At 69.6% G+C, this 15,006-nt stretch carries 6 protein-coding genes; 2 read left to right on the top strand and 4 right to left on the bottom strand.

What is annotated here, in order from left to right; translation table 11 throughout:
- Positions 1-41 precede the first annotated feature (41 nt).
- Both OX958_RS16565 and OX958_RS16560 read right to left on the bottom strand, forming a co-directional pair.
- Positions 42-716: a response regulator gene (locus tag OX958_RS16565; RefSeq protein WP_270138657.1), complete on the bottom strand. Its 675-nt coding sequence runs from the start codon at positions 714-716 to the stop codon at positions 42-44.
- The gene (locus tag OX958_RS16560; protein WP_270138655.1) at positions 713-1,873 is read right to left on the bottom strand and encodes a sensor histidine kinase; all 1,161 of its coding nucleotides are present in this window, start codon (positions 1,871-1,873) and stop codon (positions 713-715) included. The genes OX958_RS16565 and OX958_RS16560 overlap by 4 nt, the downstream gene beginning before the upstream one ends.
- A gap of 151 nt (positions 1,874-2,024) precedes the next feature.
- Here OX958_RS16560 and OX958_RS16555 point away from each other — a divergent pair, with 151 nt between their 5' ends.
- Together OX958_RS16555 and OX958_RS16550 are read left to right on the top strand one after the other, a co-directional pair.
- Complete coding sequence (locus tag OX958_RS16555) at positions 2,025-2,924, top strand: ABC transporter ATP-binding protein (protein ID WP_270138653.1); 900 nt, start codon at positions 2,025-2,027, stop codon at positions 2,922-2,924.
- The gene (locus tag OX958_RS16550; RefSeq protein ID WP_270138651.1) at positions 2,921-3,727 is read left to right on the top strand and encodes an ABC transporter permease; all 807 of its coding nucleotides are present in this window, start codon (positions 2,921-2,923) and stop codon (positions 3,725-3,727) included. Before OX958_RS16555 ends, OX958_RS16550 begins: the two co-directional genes overlap by 4 nt.
- 32 nt (positions 3,728-3,759) lie before the next feature.
- On the opposite strand, the gene OX958_RS16545 is transcribed toward OX958_RS16550, so the two are convergent.
- A complete protein-coding gene (locus tag OX958_RS16545; protein ID WP_270138649.1) occupies positions 3,760-13,755 on the bottom strand; it encodes a non-ribosomal peptide synthetase/type I polyketide synthase in 9,996 nt (3,331 codons plus the stop codon).
- The gene (locus tag OX958_RS16540; RefSeq protein WP_270138647.1) at positions 13,752-14,996 is read right to left on the bottom strand and encodes an MFS transporter; all 1,245 of its coding nucleotides are present in this window, start codon (positions 14,994-14,996) and stop codon (positions 13,752-13,754) included. The genes OX958_RS16545 and OX958_RS16540 overlap by 4 nt, the downstream gene beginning before the upstream one ends.
- Positions 14,997-15,006: the final 10 nt, after the last annotated feature.

Below are 15,006 nucleotides of genomic sequence, written 5' to 3'. Positions count from 1 at the left end.
GCCAGAGTCATACGGTCGTCCTCGCAGCGGTGTAGCGCCGGTCAGAGTAGCCCGGCGTCGCGGACGCGGTTCGCGATCTGTACGCGGTTGGTGGCGTCGAGCTTGACCATGATGCGGGAGACATGAGCCTTGATCGTGGCCATGCTCAGGTAGAGCTCCTGGGCGATCTCCGCGTTGACCTTGCCCTCGCCGACCGCGACGGCCACCTCCCGTTCGCGGTCGGTGAGGGTTCCGGTCAGCGACTGCGCGTCCAGCACCCGTTGAGGTTCCGGCGTACCGTCGCCCAAACGGGCGATCAGTTGGGCGGTCACGCTGGGAGAAAGCATGTGGTCGCCCGCCGCGACCTTGTGGACCGCCTCGACGATCTGTGCCGGTGGGGTGTGTTTGAGCAGGAACCCACTGGCTCCGTCGCGGAGCGCCCGCAGTACGTGGTCGTCGGCGTCGAACGTGGTCAAGACGATCACCTTGGGCGGTGCAGGCTTCGCCCTCAACCGGGACAGGGCTTCCAGACCGTCCAGTCGCGGCATCCGGATGTCCATCAGTACGACGTCGGGCGCGACCCGCTCGATCAGTTCGAGCCCTGCCTCGCCGTCGGCCGCCTCGCCGGCCAGCTCGATCGCGCTGTCGTCGCGCAGGATCATCGCGAGCGCGGTCCGGACGAGCGCGTCGTCGTCGACGATCACGACGCGGATCGAGTCTCCGGCCGGGCCGCTCATGCCGGCCACGGCAGCCAGGCGCGGACCACGAAGTTGCCGTCGGAGCTCACGTGTTCGAGCCGGCCGCCCATCAGTTCGGCGCGCTCGGTCAGCCCCAGCAGCCCGAGACCTGAGCCGGGTGTCGTACTGGCGGCACCCAGCCGAAGCGGGTTCCGTACCTCCAGCAGCAGTTGGGTCCCGGGCCGCCCGCTCAAGGTGACGTCGACGGCGGTGTTCGGCGCGTGCTTGCGAGCGTTCGTGAGGCCTTCCTGCACCATCCGGTACGCGTTCCGCCCGATCGTGTCCGGTGCCGCTGCCAGGTTGTCGATCTGGTTGTGCAGCTGCACCTTGGTACCAGCCTCGACGGCCTCCTGGATCAGTGCCGGAAGGTCGGCCAGCGTCGGTTGCGGACGCTCCGGTGGCGCGTCGGTCTCGAGCGCTCGCAGTACGCCGAGGATCTCGTGCAGGTCCGCCAGCGCATCGTGGGCGCTCTGCCGAGTGACAGCGGCCGCGGCCGCCACTTCCTCGCCGCTCAGTCGCTGGCAGTACTCCAACGCACCCGCGTGCAACGCCACCAAGGAAAGCCGGTGCGCCAGGGCGTCGTGCATCTCGCGGGCGATTCGAGCGCGCTCGGTGACCTGCGCCTGCTCGATTCGGCGGCCCTGCTCGCGTTCCGCGCGATCAGCCCGTTCGCGCAACGAGGCCAGCAGATCCCGGCGTGCGCCGAGGTACATGCCGGTGGCAATGATCGCGGTGACGAAGACCGCCGTGAACAGCACCGTGAAGACCAGCGGGGCCCGTTCGGGCTGGATCTGGAAGTAGACGACGGAGGCGACGATGTTGACCACCGCCAGCGGCACGATCTCTCGCCACTTCCGTCGGGTGGCCAGCGACACCGCGGCGATGACCACGGCTCCCGACGCGGCCGCTGCGATACCTCCGACGCCGCAGACAAAGAGGGCGACGGCCAGCGGGTACCGGCGACGCCAGCGCAGCAGCACCAGGCAGACGACGCCGATCAGGAGATCGACGACCAGGAACGGACGGAGGTTCCAGTCGCCGGCACCGTAGAAGGCCGCCATCCAGAAACCGCCACCGCAGCCGATGGCCGCCAAGTAGCGCCACATCGACTGCCGGCGGGTCAGTGGAGGTGGTGGCGCAGCTTGGGTGGCGTCCACATGCTTACGGTACGGGAGCGCCGCGGTTCCGGGCAGAGACCGCGGTAGGGGCTATCCCCCTACCGTGGTCCGGCGAGATGCACCCTCGCGGCTCGCGGACCTAGCACCGGGACCGATGTGCCGAGGTACTGCGCGGGCGCAGGCTCGACACATGATCACAGTCGAAGAACTCAGCAAGCGGTACGGCGCCCACCGGTCCGTCGACCACGTGTCCTTCCAGGCACTGCCGGGATCGGTCACCGGTTTCCTCGGGCCCAACGGCGCCGGCAAGTCGACCACCATGCGGATGATGACCGGCCTCACGCCGCCGTCGGCGGGGCGCAGCACGATCCTCGGTGTCCCGTACGCCGAACTGCCCAACCCCGGCCGGCACGTCGGTGTCCTGCTCGACGCCTCCGCGCAGCACAACGGGCGGACCGGACGCGAGATCCTCCGTCTCGGCGCGACCCTGATGGGACTTCGCCGCGACCGCGTGGACGAGATGCTGGAGGTCGTCGGTCTGTCCGGCGACGAAGGAGATCGCCGGGTCGGCAACTACTCCCTCGGCATGCGGCAGCGGCTCGGCATCGCGCACGCTCTGCTCGGCGATCCGCAGGTGCTGATCCTGGACGAGCCCGCCAACGGTCTCGACCCGGCGGGCATCCACTGGATGCGCGGCCTGCTCAAGACGTTCGCCGACCGCGGCGGAACGGTACTGCTGTCCTCACATCTACTCCACGAGATCGAGGTCGTCGCCGACCATCTGGTCGTCATCGGCCGCGGTGTCATCGTTGCCGACGGCAGCAAAGCCGAACTGCTGAACGCCGTCGGCACACTGGTCCGCGGTCTCGATTCAGCGGCCTTGGCCCGCTGTCTCGACGCCGCCGGCTTCCACTACCGGCCCACCACGGACGGCGCGTACGTCGTCGACGCGACTCGTGAGCAGCTCGGCATCGCCACCGCGCGCGCCGGCGTCGTCGTCACCGAGTTGCGCGGCGCGGACGGCGCCGGACTCGAGGAAATGTTCCTGCAACTCACCGCCGACGACGCACGAGACAAGGTCACCGCATGAGCACCACGACGCACCAAACACCGTTCGAGCTGCGAGGCTCGCCGAACCCTGACGTCACCGCCGTACCCTTCACCCGGCTGTTGCGGGTCGAGCTGCGCAAGCTCGTCGACACCCGCGCCGGCTTCTGGCTGCTCACCGCGATCGGCCTCATCACGGTCGCCGCCGTGGCCGTGTTCCTGTTCGTCGCGGACCCGGACCAACTCACGTTCCACAGTCTGGTCGGCGTGACCGCGACGCCGCAGAGCATCCTGCTCCCGGTGCTCGGCATCCTGGCCGTCACCGCCGAGTGGAGTCAGCGCACCGGCCTGGTCACCTTCACCCTCGAACCGAGCCGGGCCCGCGTCGCCGTCGCCAAGCTGGTCGCCGTCACCCTGGTCGGCCTGCTCGCCGTGGTGGTGGCGCTCGGCGTCGCGGCCCTCAGCAACCTGGCCGGTACGGCGTTCCTGGACGGCTCCGGCAGCTGGACCTTCGAAGCCGCGAACGTCCGCGACTTCTTCGCGGTCCAGCTGATCGGCATCCTGCAGGGCTTCGCCTTCGGCATGCTGCTGATGAACACCGCCGCCGCCATCGTCCTGTACTACGTCCTCCCGATCGTCTGGAGCGTGCTCTTCGCGATGGTCAGCTCACTGGAGAACGCGGCCCCCTGGCTAGACCTCAACACCGCCATGGCCCCGGCCTTCGAACAGCAGACCTTCCAGGCCGCGGACTGGGCCCACATCGCGGTGGCCGGCACCATCTGGGTACTCCTGCCACTCGCCTTCGGCCTGGTCCGGTTGCTTCGCCGCGAAGTGAAGTCCGCCTGACCGCGGATACCTGAGTCCGTCATCAGAGCCCATCAGGTCGCGGCCTTCGTCTGACCGGCTGCGGCCTCGGTGATCGCGGCTGCCATCCCCCGGACGGTGGGATTGGTGAACAACCGCTGCACCGGGAAAGGCACGCCGAACTCGGCCCGGACCCGGTAGACCAGCCGCACCGCCATCAGAGAGTCGCCGCCGAGCCGGAAAAACGACTCGTCCAGGCCCAGTTCGGTCTGTCCCAGTTGGTCCGACCACAGCTCGTGGACTCGGCGCAGTACCGGGTCGGTCGGCTCGGGCGAGACACCGCCGGACCGTCCTGGCTCAGGCGGTAGCAGTGCCGAGCGATCGAGCTTCCCGCTCGTGGTCATCGGGAGCGCGGTCAACCACTGGTACGCCCGCGGCACCATGTAGTCGGGCAGCTGGGCTGCCAGCGCTGAGGCAATGCTGTCGGTGCTTCGACGATCAGGATCGGACGCCACCAGGTAGGCCGCGAGATACGGCTCGCCCGCATCGTCGCGGTGGACGACCACCGTGGCGTCGGCGATCTCGGGCAGCTCAGCTGCCACCGATGCCACCTCGCCAGGCTCCACCCGGAAGCCGCGGATCTTCACCTGGTCGTCGACGCGGCCGGCGAACTCGAGCAGCCCGTCGGGGCGCCAGCGGGCGAGGTCGCCGGTGCGGTACCAGCGCTCGCCGTCGGGATGCTCGGTGAAGGCCGCCGCGTTCTGGTCCGGCCGGTTCAGGTAGCCGTCGGCCAGTGGTACCCCACCCAGGTACAGCTCACCGACCACGCCGACCGGCACCGGCCGGAGCTCCGCGTCGAGTAGCCGAATAGTTGCCCCAGGCATCGGTCGGCCGATCGGCGGTGCGGTCGGGCCAGCGGGGTCCACCACGTGGTGGGTGACGATGCAGGACGCCTCGGTCGGCCCGTACTCGTTGATGAGCCGGCAGTCGGAGTGCTTGGTCAGGAACGCCTGCAGCCGCGCAGTGACCGTCACCGGCTCGCCGCAACTGACCAGCTCCCGTAGCTCCGGAGCGCCACCGGCCTCGGTGAGCGCGTCCACCAGGTACTTGAGCGGTGTGAACGGCATGAAGATCCGCTCCACCCGCTCCTCGATGATCAGCTCGGTCAGAGCAGCCGGGTCGTAGCGCAACTCGTCCTCGATGAGCACGAGGGTGCCGCCGCCGGTCAGGGTCGAGAAGATCTCCTCCACACTGATGTCGAAGGCAACCGACGTCCAGGCCAGGGTCCGCAGTGGCGGCCGGGATCTGGTCAGCCAGCCGGCCAGGTTGGCCGGTCCACGGTGCGGCACCAGCACACCCTTCGGCCGGCCGGTGGACCCGGAGGTGTAGATGCAGTACGCGAGGTCCTCGCCGCGGACCTCGACCGGCGGCGAATCAGTGCGCGGGCCGGTCGGCCACGGCGAGTCGATCACCAGTCCGGCGCCGGAGTCCTCGACCATGAACGCTCGCCGGTGCTCGATCGTCGCCGGGTCGAGCGGCAGGTACGCGGCCCCGGACTTGAGTACGCCGAGCAGGCTGACGATCAAGTCGATGCCGCGCGGCAACTGAACACCGACGATGCTGCCCGGTCCGACCCCGCGCTCGGTCAGCGCCCAGGCCAGCCCGTTGGCGCGGGCGTCGAGTTCTTGGTAGCTGAGCTCGGTGGAGCCGTGCCGCAGCGCCACCGCGTCCGGCGTACGTCGAGCCTGCTCGGCGAACAGTTCGTGCAGCACGCCGGATGGGGCGACCGCAGGCCCTCCCGTCGACCATTCGGCGATCCGGTCTGCGTCCGCGGCCGTGAGCTCGGTCAGCTGTGACAACCGGTACGCCGGCGTCGCGGTCGCGGCGGCAAGGATCTGCTCGAGATAGTCGAGCAGCCGCCGGACGCTGGACTCGGCGAACAACGTGACGTCGTACTCCAGATGGCAGCGGATCTCGTCGGTTCCGCTGATCAGGTAGAGATTGAGGTCGAACGGAGCCTTGCGGGCATCGACATCCCGCATCGCCACGTCGATGCCCTCGGCGAAGTACGGCGGCGATTCCTGCTCGAAGTCCACCATGATCGAGAACAGCGGGGTCCTGCTCGGGTCCCGCGGCGGGTTGATCGTGGCCACCAGCTCGTCGAACGGGACCGTGCTGTGGGAGTACCCGTCCAGCGCGCGGTCGCGGACCTGAGCCACCAGCGCGGCGAAGGTGGGATCTCCGGTCAGGTCCAGTCGCAGCGGCACGGTGTCGAGATAGAAGCCGACCAGGTCGGCGGCGCCGGCCGGACGGTTCGACACCGGGATCCCGATGATCAGGTCGGACTGCCCGGTGAACAGGCGCAGTGTCGCCGCGACCCCGGCCATCAGGGTCATGAAGGTGGTCGACCGGGCCTCGGCGCTGAACGCCTGGACGGCGCGGGACAGTCCCGTGTCGAACCGATGCGTGACGGTGCCGCCCTCCGGAGCGCGCACTGCGGGCCGGGGCCGGTCGGTGGGCAGCGCCAGCACCGGCAGCTCACCGGCCAGCGTCTCGGTCCAGTAGCGCAGGTCTTCGGGGTCGGTGCCGGGTTCTACCCGAGGGGCGGCCGGCAGCGGCTCCAGTGCGGCGGCCTGCCCTGTCAGCGCCGCGGTGTAGTACGCGCCGAGATCGCGCAGGAAGGTCGCGGTGGACAGCGAGTCGAAGACGATGTGGTGCACGATCATCATCAGCACGTGCTGCTCCGGGCCGAACCGCAGCAGCCGCAGCCGGAACAGCGGCCCGCCGGCCAGGTCGAACGGGGTCAACCCGTCCAACTCCATCGCCTTGGACACTCCGTCCGTTTCCGGCAGCCCGGTGCAGTCCATTACCGGACACTCGATGGGCACCGAGGCGTGCACGGTCCGGATCAGCTCGCCGTCGTTCTCGCCGAACGTGCTGCGGAGCGCGGCATGACGGCGTACGACGTCCGTCAACGCGCTGCGCAAGGCGTCGACGTCCAGAGCGCCGTCCAGCCGGATCGCTTTGGGTTCGTGGTAGGAGTTCGTGCCCGGCGTCAGCTGCTCGAAGAGCCAGATCCGGCGCTGGCCGGCCGACACGGTGTCGCTGGCCTGATCGGTGTCGATCGCCTTGTCGGTGTCGCTGGTCTGATCGGTGTCGCTCGCCTTGCCGGCGCCGACGTACCGGCCGCGGAGCTGGTCGACCACGGGCATGCTCGCGGCGACCTGGCCGGCGGAGACTCCGAAGTCCACGAAGCAGGCGATCTCGTTCACCCCGGCGGCGAGCAGCTCCTCCACGATGGGTGCACTCGAGTCGACGGTGCCGATCAGCGCGCGCGATTCGCAGTACCGCGTGTAGGCCTGTTCGAGCAGGAAACGCAGGTCGTCGGCCGGGGTGTTGTCGAAGTCGATCGAGAAGCCGAGGCTGTTGGTGACCTGACCGAACAGCGACATCGACGAGCGCATGTAGCGGCAGAACGGTTCGAACCCAGCTGCCCGGGTGGCGGCGAGGTCCGTGCCGAGATAGGTGTGCAGCAAGGCGACCACTCGGCCGGCGTCCGGATCCAGTCCGCACTCGGCCCGCCGGGCCCGGTACTCCGCGATCCGCTCGGCCAGCTGCGCCGGAGTCTGGGTCATCAGGTTGGTGACCACACCGAGGTCCCGCTCGGCCGCGGCCCGGTAACTGGCCGGATTGCCGACCACCGCGGTGAACAGCGGCGGCATCGCCTGCACAGGTTGCGGATGCAGCGCGACCTGGATGTCCTTGCCGTCGCCGGAGCGGGCCGGCACTGTCTCGCCGCGCCACAAGGCCTGCACGACGTCCAGGTGCTCGAACATCACGTCTTTGTGCCGGCCGAAGTTCTCCGGCGCCAGGGCGAAGTCGTTGGCATGCCAACCGCTGGCCACGCACAACCCGACCCGGCCGCCGGACAGGTTGTCGATCACCGACCATTCCTCGGCAACCCGGATCGGGTGGTGCAGCGGCAGCACGACGGAGCCTGCGTGCAAACGGATCTGCCGCGTGTGGGTCGCGAGTGCCGCTGCCAGCACCGACGGGCTGGGGAACAGGCCGCCGAAAGAGTGGAAGTGCCGTTCGGGCAACCACACCGCGTGGAAGTCGTGCTCGTCGGCGAATCGCGCGGTGTCGAGCACGACGCGGTACTTGTCGGTGCCGACGGCCTCTTGCGGGTAGTCGCCGAAGAAGTAGACGGAGAAGTCGCAGGCGGTGGCTTTCGGTGCAGCGGGTTTGGTGCTCGCCAACTGCGTTGTCGTACTGGCCCGAGGCGGGGCGGTGGCGGGTGTGGTGCTCGTTGTCTGGGTTGTTCTACTGGCCCGAGGCGGGGCGGTGGCGGGTGTGGTGCTCGTTGTCTGGGTTGTTCTACTGGCCCGAGGCGGGGCGGCGGCAGGGGCGGTGATGGATGGTGTCGCGGCGGCGGCGATCTGCGGTGCTACTGCAGGCGCGGGCAGTGCTTGGGCTAGCGGCGCTGCTGTAGACGCAGGCAGTGCTTGCGTCGGCGGCGCTGCCGTGGGCGCGGGCGGCGCGGCCATCAATGCCAGCTGCTGGGTCATCACGTGGGAGAACTGGTTCATCACCTGGAGCTGGGCGTTGATCAGCTCCTGGACGCCGGTGCCGCCTACTGGTTCGCCCTGCACCGGCGCGGTTGCTGCCGGTGCGGCATGTACGGCGGGTGCCAGTGCGGCTGGTGCTGATGCGGCTGATGCGGCTGATGCGGCTGATGCGGCTGATGCGGCTGCGGCCAGTGTCGGTTCGGTTGGTGCAGCCAGTGCCGGTGCGACCGCTGCCGGTGCGGCATGTACGGCGGGTGCCAGTGCGGCTGCGTCTGCTGCGGCTGCGGCTGATGCGGCCAGTGTCGGTGCGGCTGGTACGGCCGGGCTCGGTGCAGACGGTGCCGGTGCAACCGGCAGCGTGCCTGGTGCCACCTCGGCTGCTGGCGGGGCGACCGGGGGCATTGCAGGTGCCACCACGGCTGGTGGCGACACCTGCGACGTGGCTGGCGACGGTGCTGTGACAGCCGCAGGTGAGGTGCCGACTGGCGGCGGGCTGCCCGGCGGCGGGCCGGCCGGCAGCTTGGCGTGGACGGCGGCGGCCAGCTTCCGCGGGGTGTCTGCGGAGTCGAACAGTTCCCGCAGCGCAACTCGGACGCCGAGGGACTGCTCGACGTCGCGGGCCAACGCGACCAGGGCGAGCGAGTCCGCGCCGAGCTCGACGAACGGCGCGTCCGGATCGACCGTGGCGGCGGCCAGCCCCACCTGTGCGCCGACCAGTGCGAGCACCTGGTCGAGCGGGATCGGCGTGGAGACCGGGTCGTCTGTGGTGGGCATGTTGTGCTGCTCCCTCGGCTCGACCCAGCAGCGGGTGCGCTGGAATGGATAGGTAGGCAACGGGATTCGTCGACCTGGGTGATCGGAGACGAGCGCCGCCCAGTTCAGGTCGGTTCCGGATTCGTACAGCCGTGCCGCGGTTTCGAGCAGCACCCGCCCGTCGCCGTTGTCCCGCCGCTGACTCGCGAGCCATCGCAGCGGGGCGAACTGCCGTCGACCGATCCCGGTCAGTACTGCGTCCGGCCCGACCTCGATGACGGTGTCGCATCCGGCTTCCATCAACCGGCCAACCGCGAGGTCGTAGCGAACCGGCTCGCGGGCGTGCCGGCGCAGATGCTCCGCGTCGGGAATCCAACCCGCTGGCAGCAGCGTCCCGTCCAGCGCGTCGGCCACCGGCAGCTGCAGCGGCTGGAAAGCTACCTCCGACGCCTGCCGAGTGAACTCGTCGAGCATGGGATCCAGAAGCCGACTGTGGAACGCACGGTCGACCGCGAGCCGCCGGGCCGGTACTCGGCGCCGCTCGGCAGCAGCCGCAACCGCCTCGATGGACGCCGGATCCCCGGCCAGCACGCACTCCCGTTCACCGTTGCGCCCGGCAAGTTCGACGCCCGGCACCTCGGCGATCAGCTCCTCGGCAACGCCCGGCTCCCCCAGTACGGCGAGCATCCCGCCGGGCTCGGTGCGCTGCATCAGCTGACCACGGGTCGCGGTCAATGCCAGCCCGTCGGCCAGCGTCAAGCCGCCGGCAAGACACAGTGCGGCGTAGTGGCCGACGCTGTGCCCAACGACGACTTCCGGCCGTACTCCGAGCGCGTCCCACAGCCGGCCGAGCGCCACCTGGTAGGCGAACAGTGCCGGTTGAGCTATGTCTGTCGGCAGTGCGACGGCTGGCTCAGGGTCGGCGAGCAGTACGTCGACCAGTTCCGGTGCGCATTCGCCAATGGTGTCGGCGAAAACCCGGAACCGGGTCGCCAGAGCCACCGCCATCCCCGGATAGGCCGCACCTTGGCCGGTATAGGCGAAACCCAACCGCGCGGAGGCGCCCAGAGCGTCGACCGGCCGACTCAAAGCGGCGACCGGCTGGCGCACGGCGGCGGGCGGCTGGCTGGACGTGGCGACTGGCTGGCCCAAAGCAGTGACCAGCTGGCCCGAAGCGGCGGCCGGCTGGCGCAGGGCGGCGACCAGCTCGGTCGAGTTGGTGCCGACGACAGCCCGCCGATGCCGGCGATGCACTCGACCGGTCGCGAGCGTGAACGCGACGTCGTCGACCACCGTGCCGGGTCGCGCTTCCAGGTCGCCGGCCAGTCGGCTGCACAGCTCCTCCAAGGCCGCCGGCGACTGCGCCGACACCGGCACCAGTACAGGACGCAGTACCGGCTGGGGCCGCTCCGGCGCCGGTGGCGGTTCCTCCAGAACGACATGGGCGTTGGTCCCGCCGACCCCCAACGCACTCACCCCGGCGCGGCGTGGACTCTCGCCGTCCAGCCAGTCGGCGGCCTCGGTGCGCAGTACGAACGGGCTGGCAGCCAAGGCCAGCTCGGGATTGACCTGGCGCAGGTTGATCTGCGGTGGGTACTGGCGGTGGCGGAGCACCAGCGCCGCCTTGATCAGCCCGGCCATTCCGGCGCAGCTGTCCAAGTGACCGAGGTTCGCCTTCACCGAGCCCAACGTGCAGAATCCGGCCCGGTCGGTGTCCATCCGGAACGCCCGGCGCAGCGCCTCCACCTCGATCGGATCACCCAGCCGGGTACCGGTGCCGTGGGCCTCCAGGTAGCCGATCGACTCGGCGGACACGCCCGCGGCCTGCAGCGCGTCGCGAACCACCCTCACCTGCCCCGCGACGCCGGGCGCGGTGAACGCAGCTTTGCCGGCGCCGTCGTTGTTCATCGCGGAGCCGAGGATCACCGAGTAGATGGTGTCGCCGTCGGCGAGTGCCGCCGCGAGCGGTTTGAGCAGCACCGCAGCCACTCCGCTGCCTCCGACCGTGCCGTCGGCCTCGGCGTCGAACGGGTGGCATTCACCGCGCGCGGACAGGATCGATCCCTCGGTGTGCTGGTATCCGGTGAGCTGCGGAACGTGGACCGCCGCCGCACCGGCGATCGCCAGCTCGGCCTCACCCGCGCGCAAGGCCTGACAGGCCAGGTGAACCGCGACCAGCGAAGTGGAACAGGCCGTCTGCACCGACAGGGCCGGTCCGGTGAGCCCGAGCCGGTAGGCCACCCGAGTCGCCAGGAAGTCCGGCTGGTTGCCGATCGCGGTCTGCATCGCGGTGACCGGGTCGTCCTGGCCGGATCCAGCCGCGAGGTTGTTCTGGAAGTAGCTGTGCCGCGGGTAGAGGTTCATCCCGGACCCGGCGTACACGCCGATCCGGTGACCGGCCGACGGTGCCGCGTAGCCACCCTGCTCGAGCGCCTCGTGGCAGCACTCCAGGAACAGCCGGTGGGCCGGGTCCGTCAGCGCGGCCTCCTTCGCGCTCAGCTGGAACAAGCCGGTGTCGAAACCGGCGATGTCGCTGAGCACTCCGGCGGCGGGGACCAGGTCTCCGCTCAGCCCGGCTTCCGCCAGCTCGTCGGAGGTGAAACGCCGCACGCTGTGGACGCCCGCCGACAGGTTGGCCCAGAACTGGCCGACCGAGTCGGCGCCGGGAAACCGGACCGCCATACCGACGATCGCGATCCTCTGGTCGAGATCGGGTCTACCCGACGGGCGATCGAGCGGGCCCTCCCGTACGCCGACCGGTCCACCGCCACTGTGCTCGGCCACCGGCGCGGACTCCCCCGCTATCGCTGTCGACGGCGTGGCGGTGCCCAGGTACTCGGCCAGCGCCGCGACCGAGGGATGCTCGAACATCGCCGTCTGCGGAAAATCGGTACCGAGCTCACGGCGAAGCCTGGTGTACAGGCGGATCAGCTGCACGGAGCTCATGCCCTGCTCGTACAGCGGCCGATCGCGGTCCACCGGTACGCCGAGCAACTCGGTGGCCGCCGCCATCACCCGCTCGGCAACGTCCGTTCCCGTATCCGTCGGTCGACTTCCCAACGAGTGAACGGCGTCCTCGCTCAGCCTGTCTGCGAATCTCGTGATGAGCGCTGACCGCTGGATCTTGCCGCTGGTGGTCCGCGGGAAGTCGGCCGCTTGGATCGTCATCACGGCGGCGGCGGTCAGCTGCAACCGCTGGGCCAGAGCACGGCGGATGGCGGCAGAGACCACACTCTCGTCGCTGTCACCGGTGAGGCAATAGCAGATGCCGAGGCTCTCGGTACCGGCTGCCGCGTCCGGGATCGCGCAGGCCGCGACATGTCCGGCCAGTACGCCGGGCACCTCGGCGACGACCTGCTCGATCTCGTGGCAGTAGTGGTTGTGGCCGGCGATGATGATCAGGTCCTTCTCCCGGCCGGTGATGGTGAGCGCTCCGCGGGACAGCAGTCCCAGGTCACCGGTACGCAGCCAGCCGTCGTGGGAGACGTCCGCCTCACCGTCCCCGACGTACCCCGGGGTGATCCGTGCCGAGCGGACCTGCAGCCGCCCGACCTCGCCCTCGGTGAGGGGTTCGTCGTGCTCATCGACGATCCGCAGACTGGCGCCGGGCGACGGCCTGCCGACGCTGACGAAGGTCCGCTCCTCGCCACCGGTACTGCGAATCCGGTGCAGCCCGGCGGCCTCGTCAAAGCTCGCATAGGTGATCGCGGTGGTGGTCTCCGCCATCCCCCAGCACGGCGTGAACACGTCCGGCGTGACTCCGAAGCGGGCGGTGGCGGCCAGAAACTCCCGCACCACCGGCCAGGTGATCTGCTCGCCACCGCTGACCAGCGTGCGCAGCCCAGACAGATCCCAGTACCGGTCGGGGGCACCGACGAGTGCTTCGGTGAGCTGGCGGTAGCCGAAGTTCGGCGCCCACGAATGAGTCACCTGGTGCTCGACCAACAGGTCCAGCCACCGCAGTGGCTGATCGAGGATGAGCTCGACCGGCGCGTGCCAGTTCGTCGTACCGAGCAGCACTTCGGTGACGTGGTAGAGCAAGAACGCGCCGCTGTGGTCCAACGGAAGCCAGTTCAAGGTGACGTCACCGGCATCGATGCCCGGCAGCGTCTGCCGCGCGCCGGCAGCGAGCTCGACCAAGCCTCGGTGGGTTATCTCAACCAGTTTGGCCCGTCCGGTGCTACCCGACGACAGCATCAGCAGCGCCACGTCGGACGGCTGCGCGGTGACTGTCGCGGTGGGCGGCGCCGCGCTCCCGCAGTCGGCGATCGAGGTCAGCCGTAGCGCGTCGACGCCGTAGTACTGGGTGAGGCGGGTCAGTCCGGCCAGTTGACTGTCGCTGGTCAGGATCAATGGCTCGCCCAGCAGCCGCCACGCGTCGATGAGCTTGTCCGCGGTGGCGGTCGGGCCGGAGTAGCCGGGCGGGCGGGCCACCGTGACCGGCCGGATTCCGCCGAGCAGGCACCCCCAGTACGCCGGGAAGAAGTCGGCCAGGTCGGCACCGGCCACCAGCACTGAGTCGCCGGTACGAACGCCACGTTCGATCAGGCCACCGAGCACCCGTTGAGCCTGGTCCAGCAGTTCTGAATAGCTGATCAACCGGTCCGGCTCGGTACCGGTGATCACTCCGACGCCGGAGTCGGGGTGAGCCTTTGCGGCCAGGTGCAAAGCAGCAGGCAGGGTGGTCGGCAGGTCATCCAGCCGCAGGGCCGGACCCTGCGCGACGGCTGGGGAAGGCGTTTCGGTCATGCCGTGGTACTCCGGCTTCTTCTGGCTCGTCGGAACAGGTACAACCCGTAGAGCAGAGCCATCAGCACCGGAAGACCATGGAAGGCGCCCACCACGACGGCCACCGGACTGACCGCGAGCAGTACGCCGGAGGCCAGCATTCCGAGCCCGAGACCGGATGTTTCGGCCATCGCACTGAACCCGAACAGGTACCCACGCTGCGGATCCGGCGCCGCCTGCAAGCGCGAGTTGTAGGCGATGTCGTTGAACCCGTCGGCCACCCCGGCGAAGAGTGCGCACGCCAAGGTCAGCGGGAGCGGCAGGCCGAGGAAGACCGCGACGAAGAAGGCCGACATCGGGAAGATGCTGATCACGAACGCCCGCTCGCCGAGCTCGGTGCCGCGGAGCAGCCGGGTGGTGAGCTGGTGAGCGGCCGCCATCCCGAGCGCCCAGGCCGCCCAGAACCAGCCGACGAACTCCGCCGCGTTGTCCGGGCTGAGCTGGGTGGCGTAGACGGGCAGCGCGACGTTGTGGGAGGCGGACCCCAGTGCGTCGCTCTCCCGCACGATGAGCAGGCCCAGCAGCACTGGGGTGAGCCGTAGCAGCACCCCTGCTTCACGCACCGACGCGACCCAACCGGGCTTCGCGGCACCGGCCTCAGCGTCCTGCGAGGCAGTCCGGGTCCGGAGTGGCAGCACGACGAGGGTGAGCGCGGAGATCGTGAACGCGGCCGCGTTGATGCCGAACGCCGCGGTGTATCCGCCCCAGGCAACGATGATGCCCGCCGAGGAGAGCCCGACGACCGTGGCCACCGACCGGGCCAGTACGAGCGAACCGTTCGCCGCCACTCGCCGGTCCGGTCCGACCAGTTCCGGGATCGAAGTACGCAACGCCACCTGGAAGATCGTGTTTCCGGCGCCGATCACGACCGTGATCAGGTAGACGATCAGCAGCACCGCGTCCGGCGGCGCGGCCACCAGACCCGCCAGCGCCACGGCCGGCACCAACTGCGAGGAGATCATCAGCAGTTTCCGGTCGTAACGGGCCACCAGGCTGCCGGCGAAGAACCCCGCGACGAAGCTGGCGCCGAGCCGGGTCACCATCACGATCGAAAGCTGAACCGCGCTGCCGGTCAGCTGGTACACGTACAGGTTCAGCACCACGAGACTGAGGAAACTGCCCGCATGGGAGATCGCGTAACCGGCGACCACACCACGGAAATAGCGCAACTGAGCTCGCTCGACCGCTGGTGCTGTCGTCATCTAACCTCCG

The organism is Kribbella sp. CA-293567 (assembly GCF_027627575.1).
GTDB lineage: Bacteria > Actinomycetota > Actinomycetes > Propionibacteriales > Kribbellaceae > Kribbella.
Note: the sequence above shows the minus strand (reverse complement) of the source record. Positions and strands in the feature narration are given on the sequence as shown.

Coding starts and splice junctions, on each gene's coding strand:
- OX958_RS16545 (WP_270138649.1), bottom strand. CDS start 13,755: ATGACCGAAACGCCTTCCCCAGCCGTCGCGCAGGGTCCGGCCCTGCGG.
- OX958_RS16550 (WP_270138651.1), top strand. CDS start 2,921: ATGAGCACCACGACGCACCAAACACCGTTCGAGCTGCGAGGCTCGCCG.
- OX958_RS16565 (WP_270138657.1), bottom strand. CDS start 716: ATGAGCGGCCCGGCCGGAGACTCGATCCGCGTCGTGATCGTCGACGAC.
- OX958_RS16555 (WP_270138653.1), top strand. CDS start 2,025: ATGATCACAGTCGAAGAACTCAGCAAGCGGTACGGCGCCCACCGGTCC.
- OX958_RS16540 (WP_270138647.1), bottom strand. CDS start 14,996: ATGACGACAGCACCAGCGGTCGAGCGAGCTCAGTTGCGCTATTTCCGT.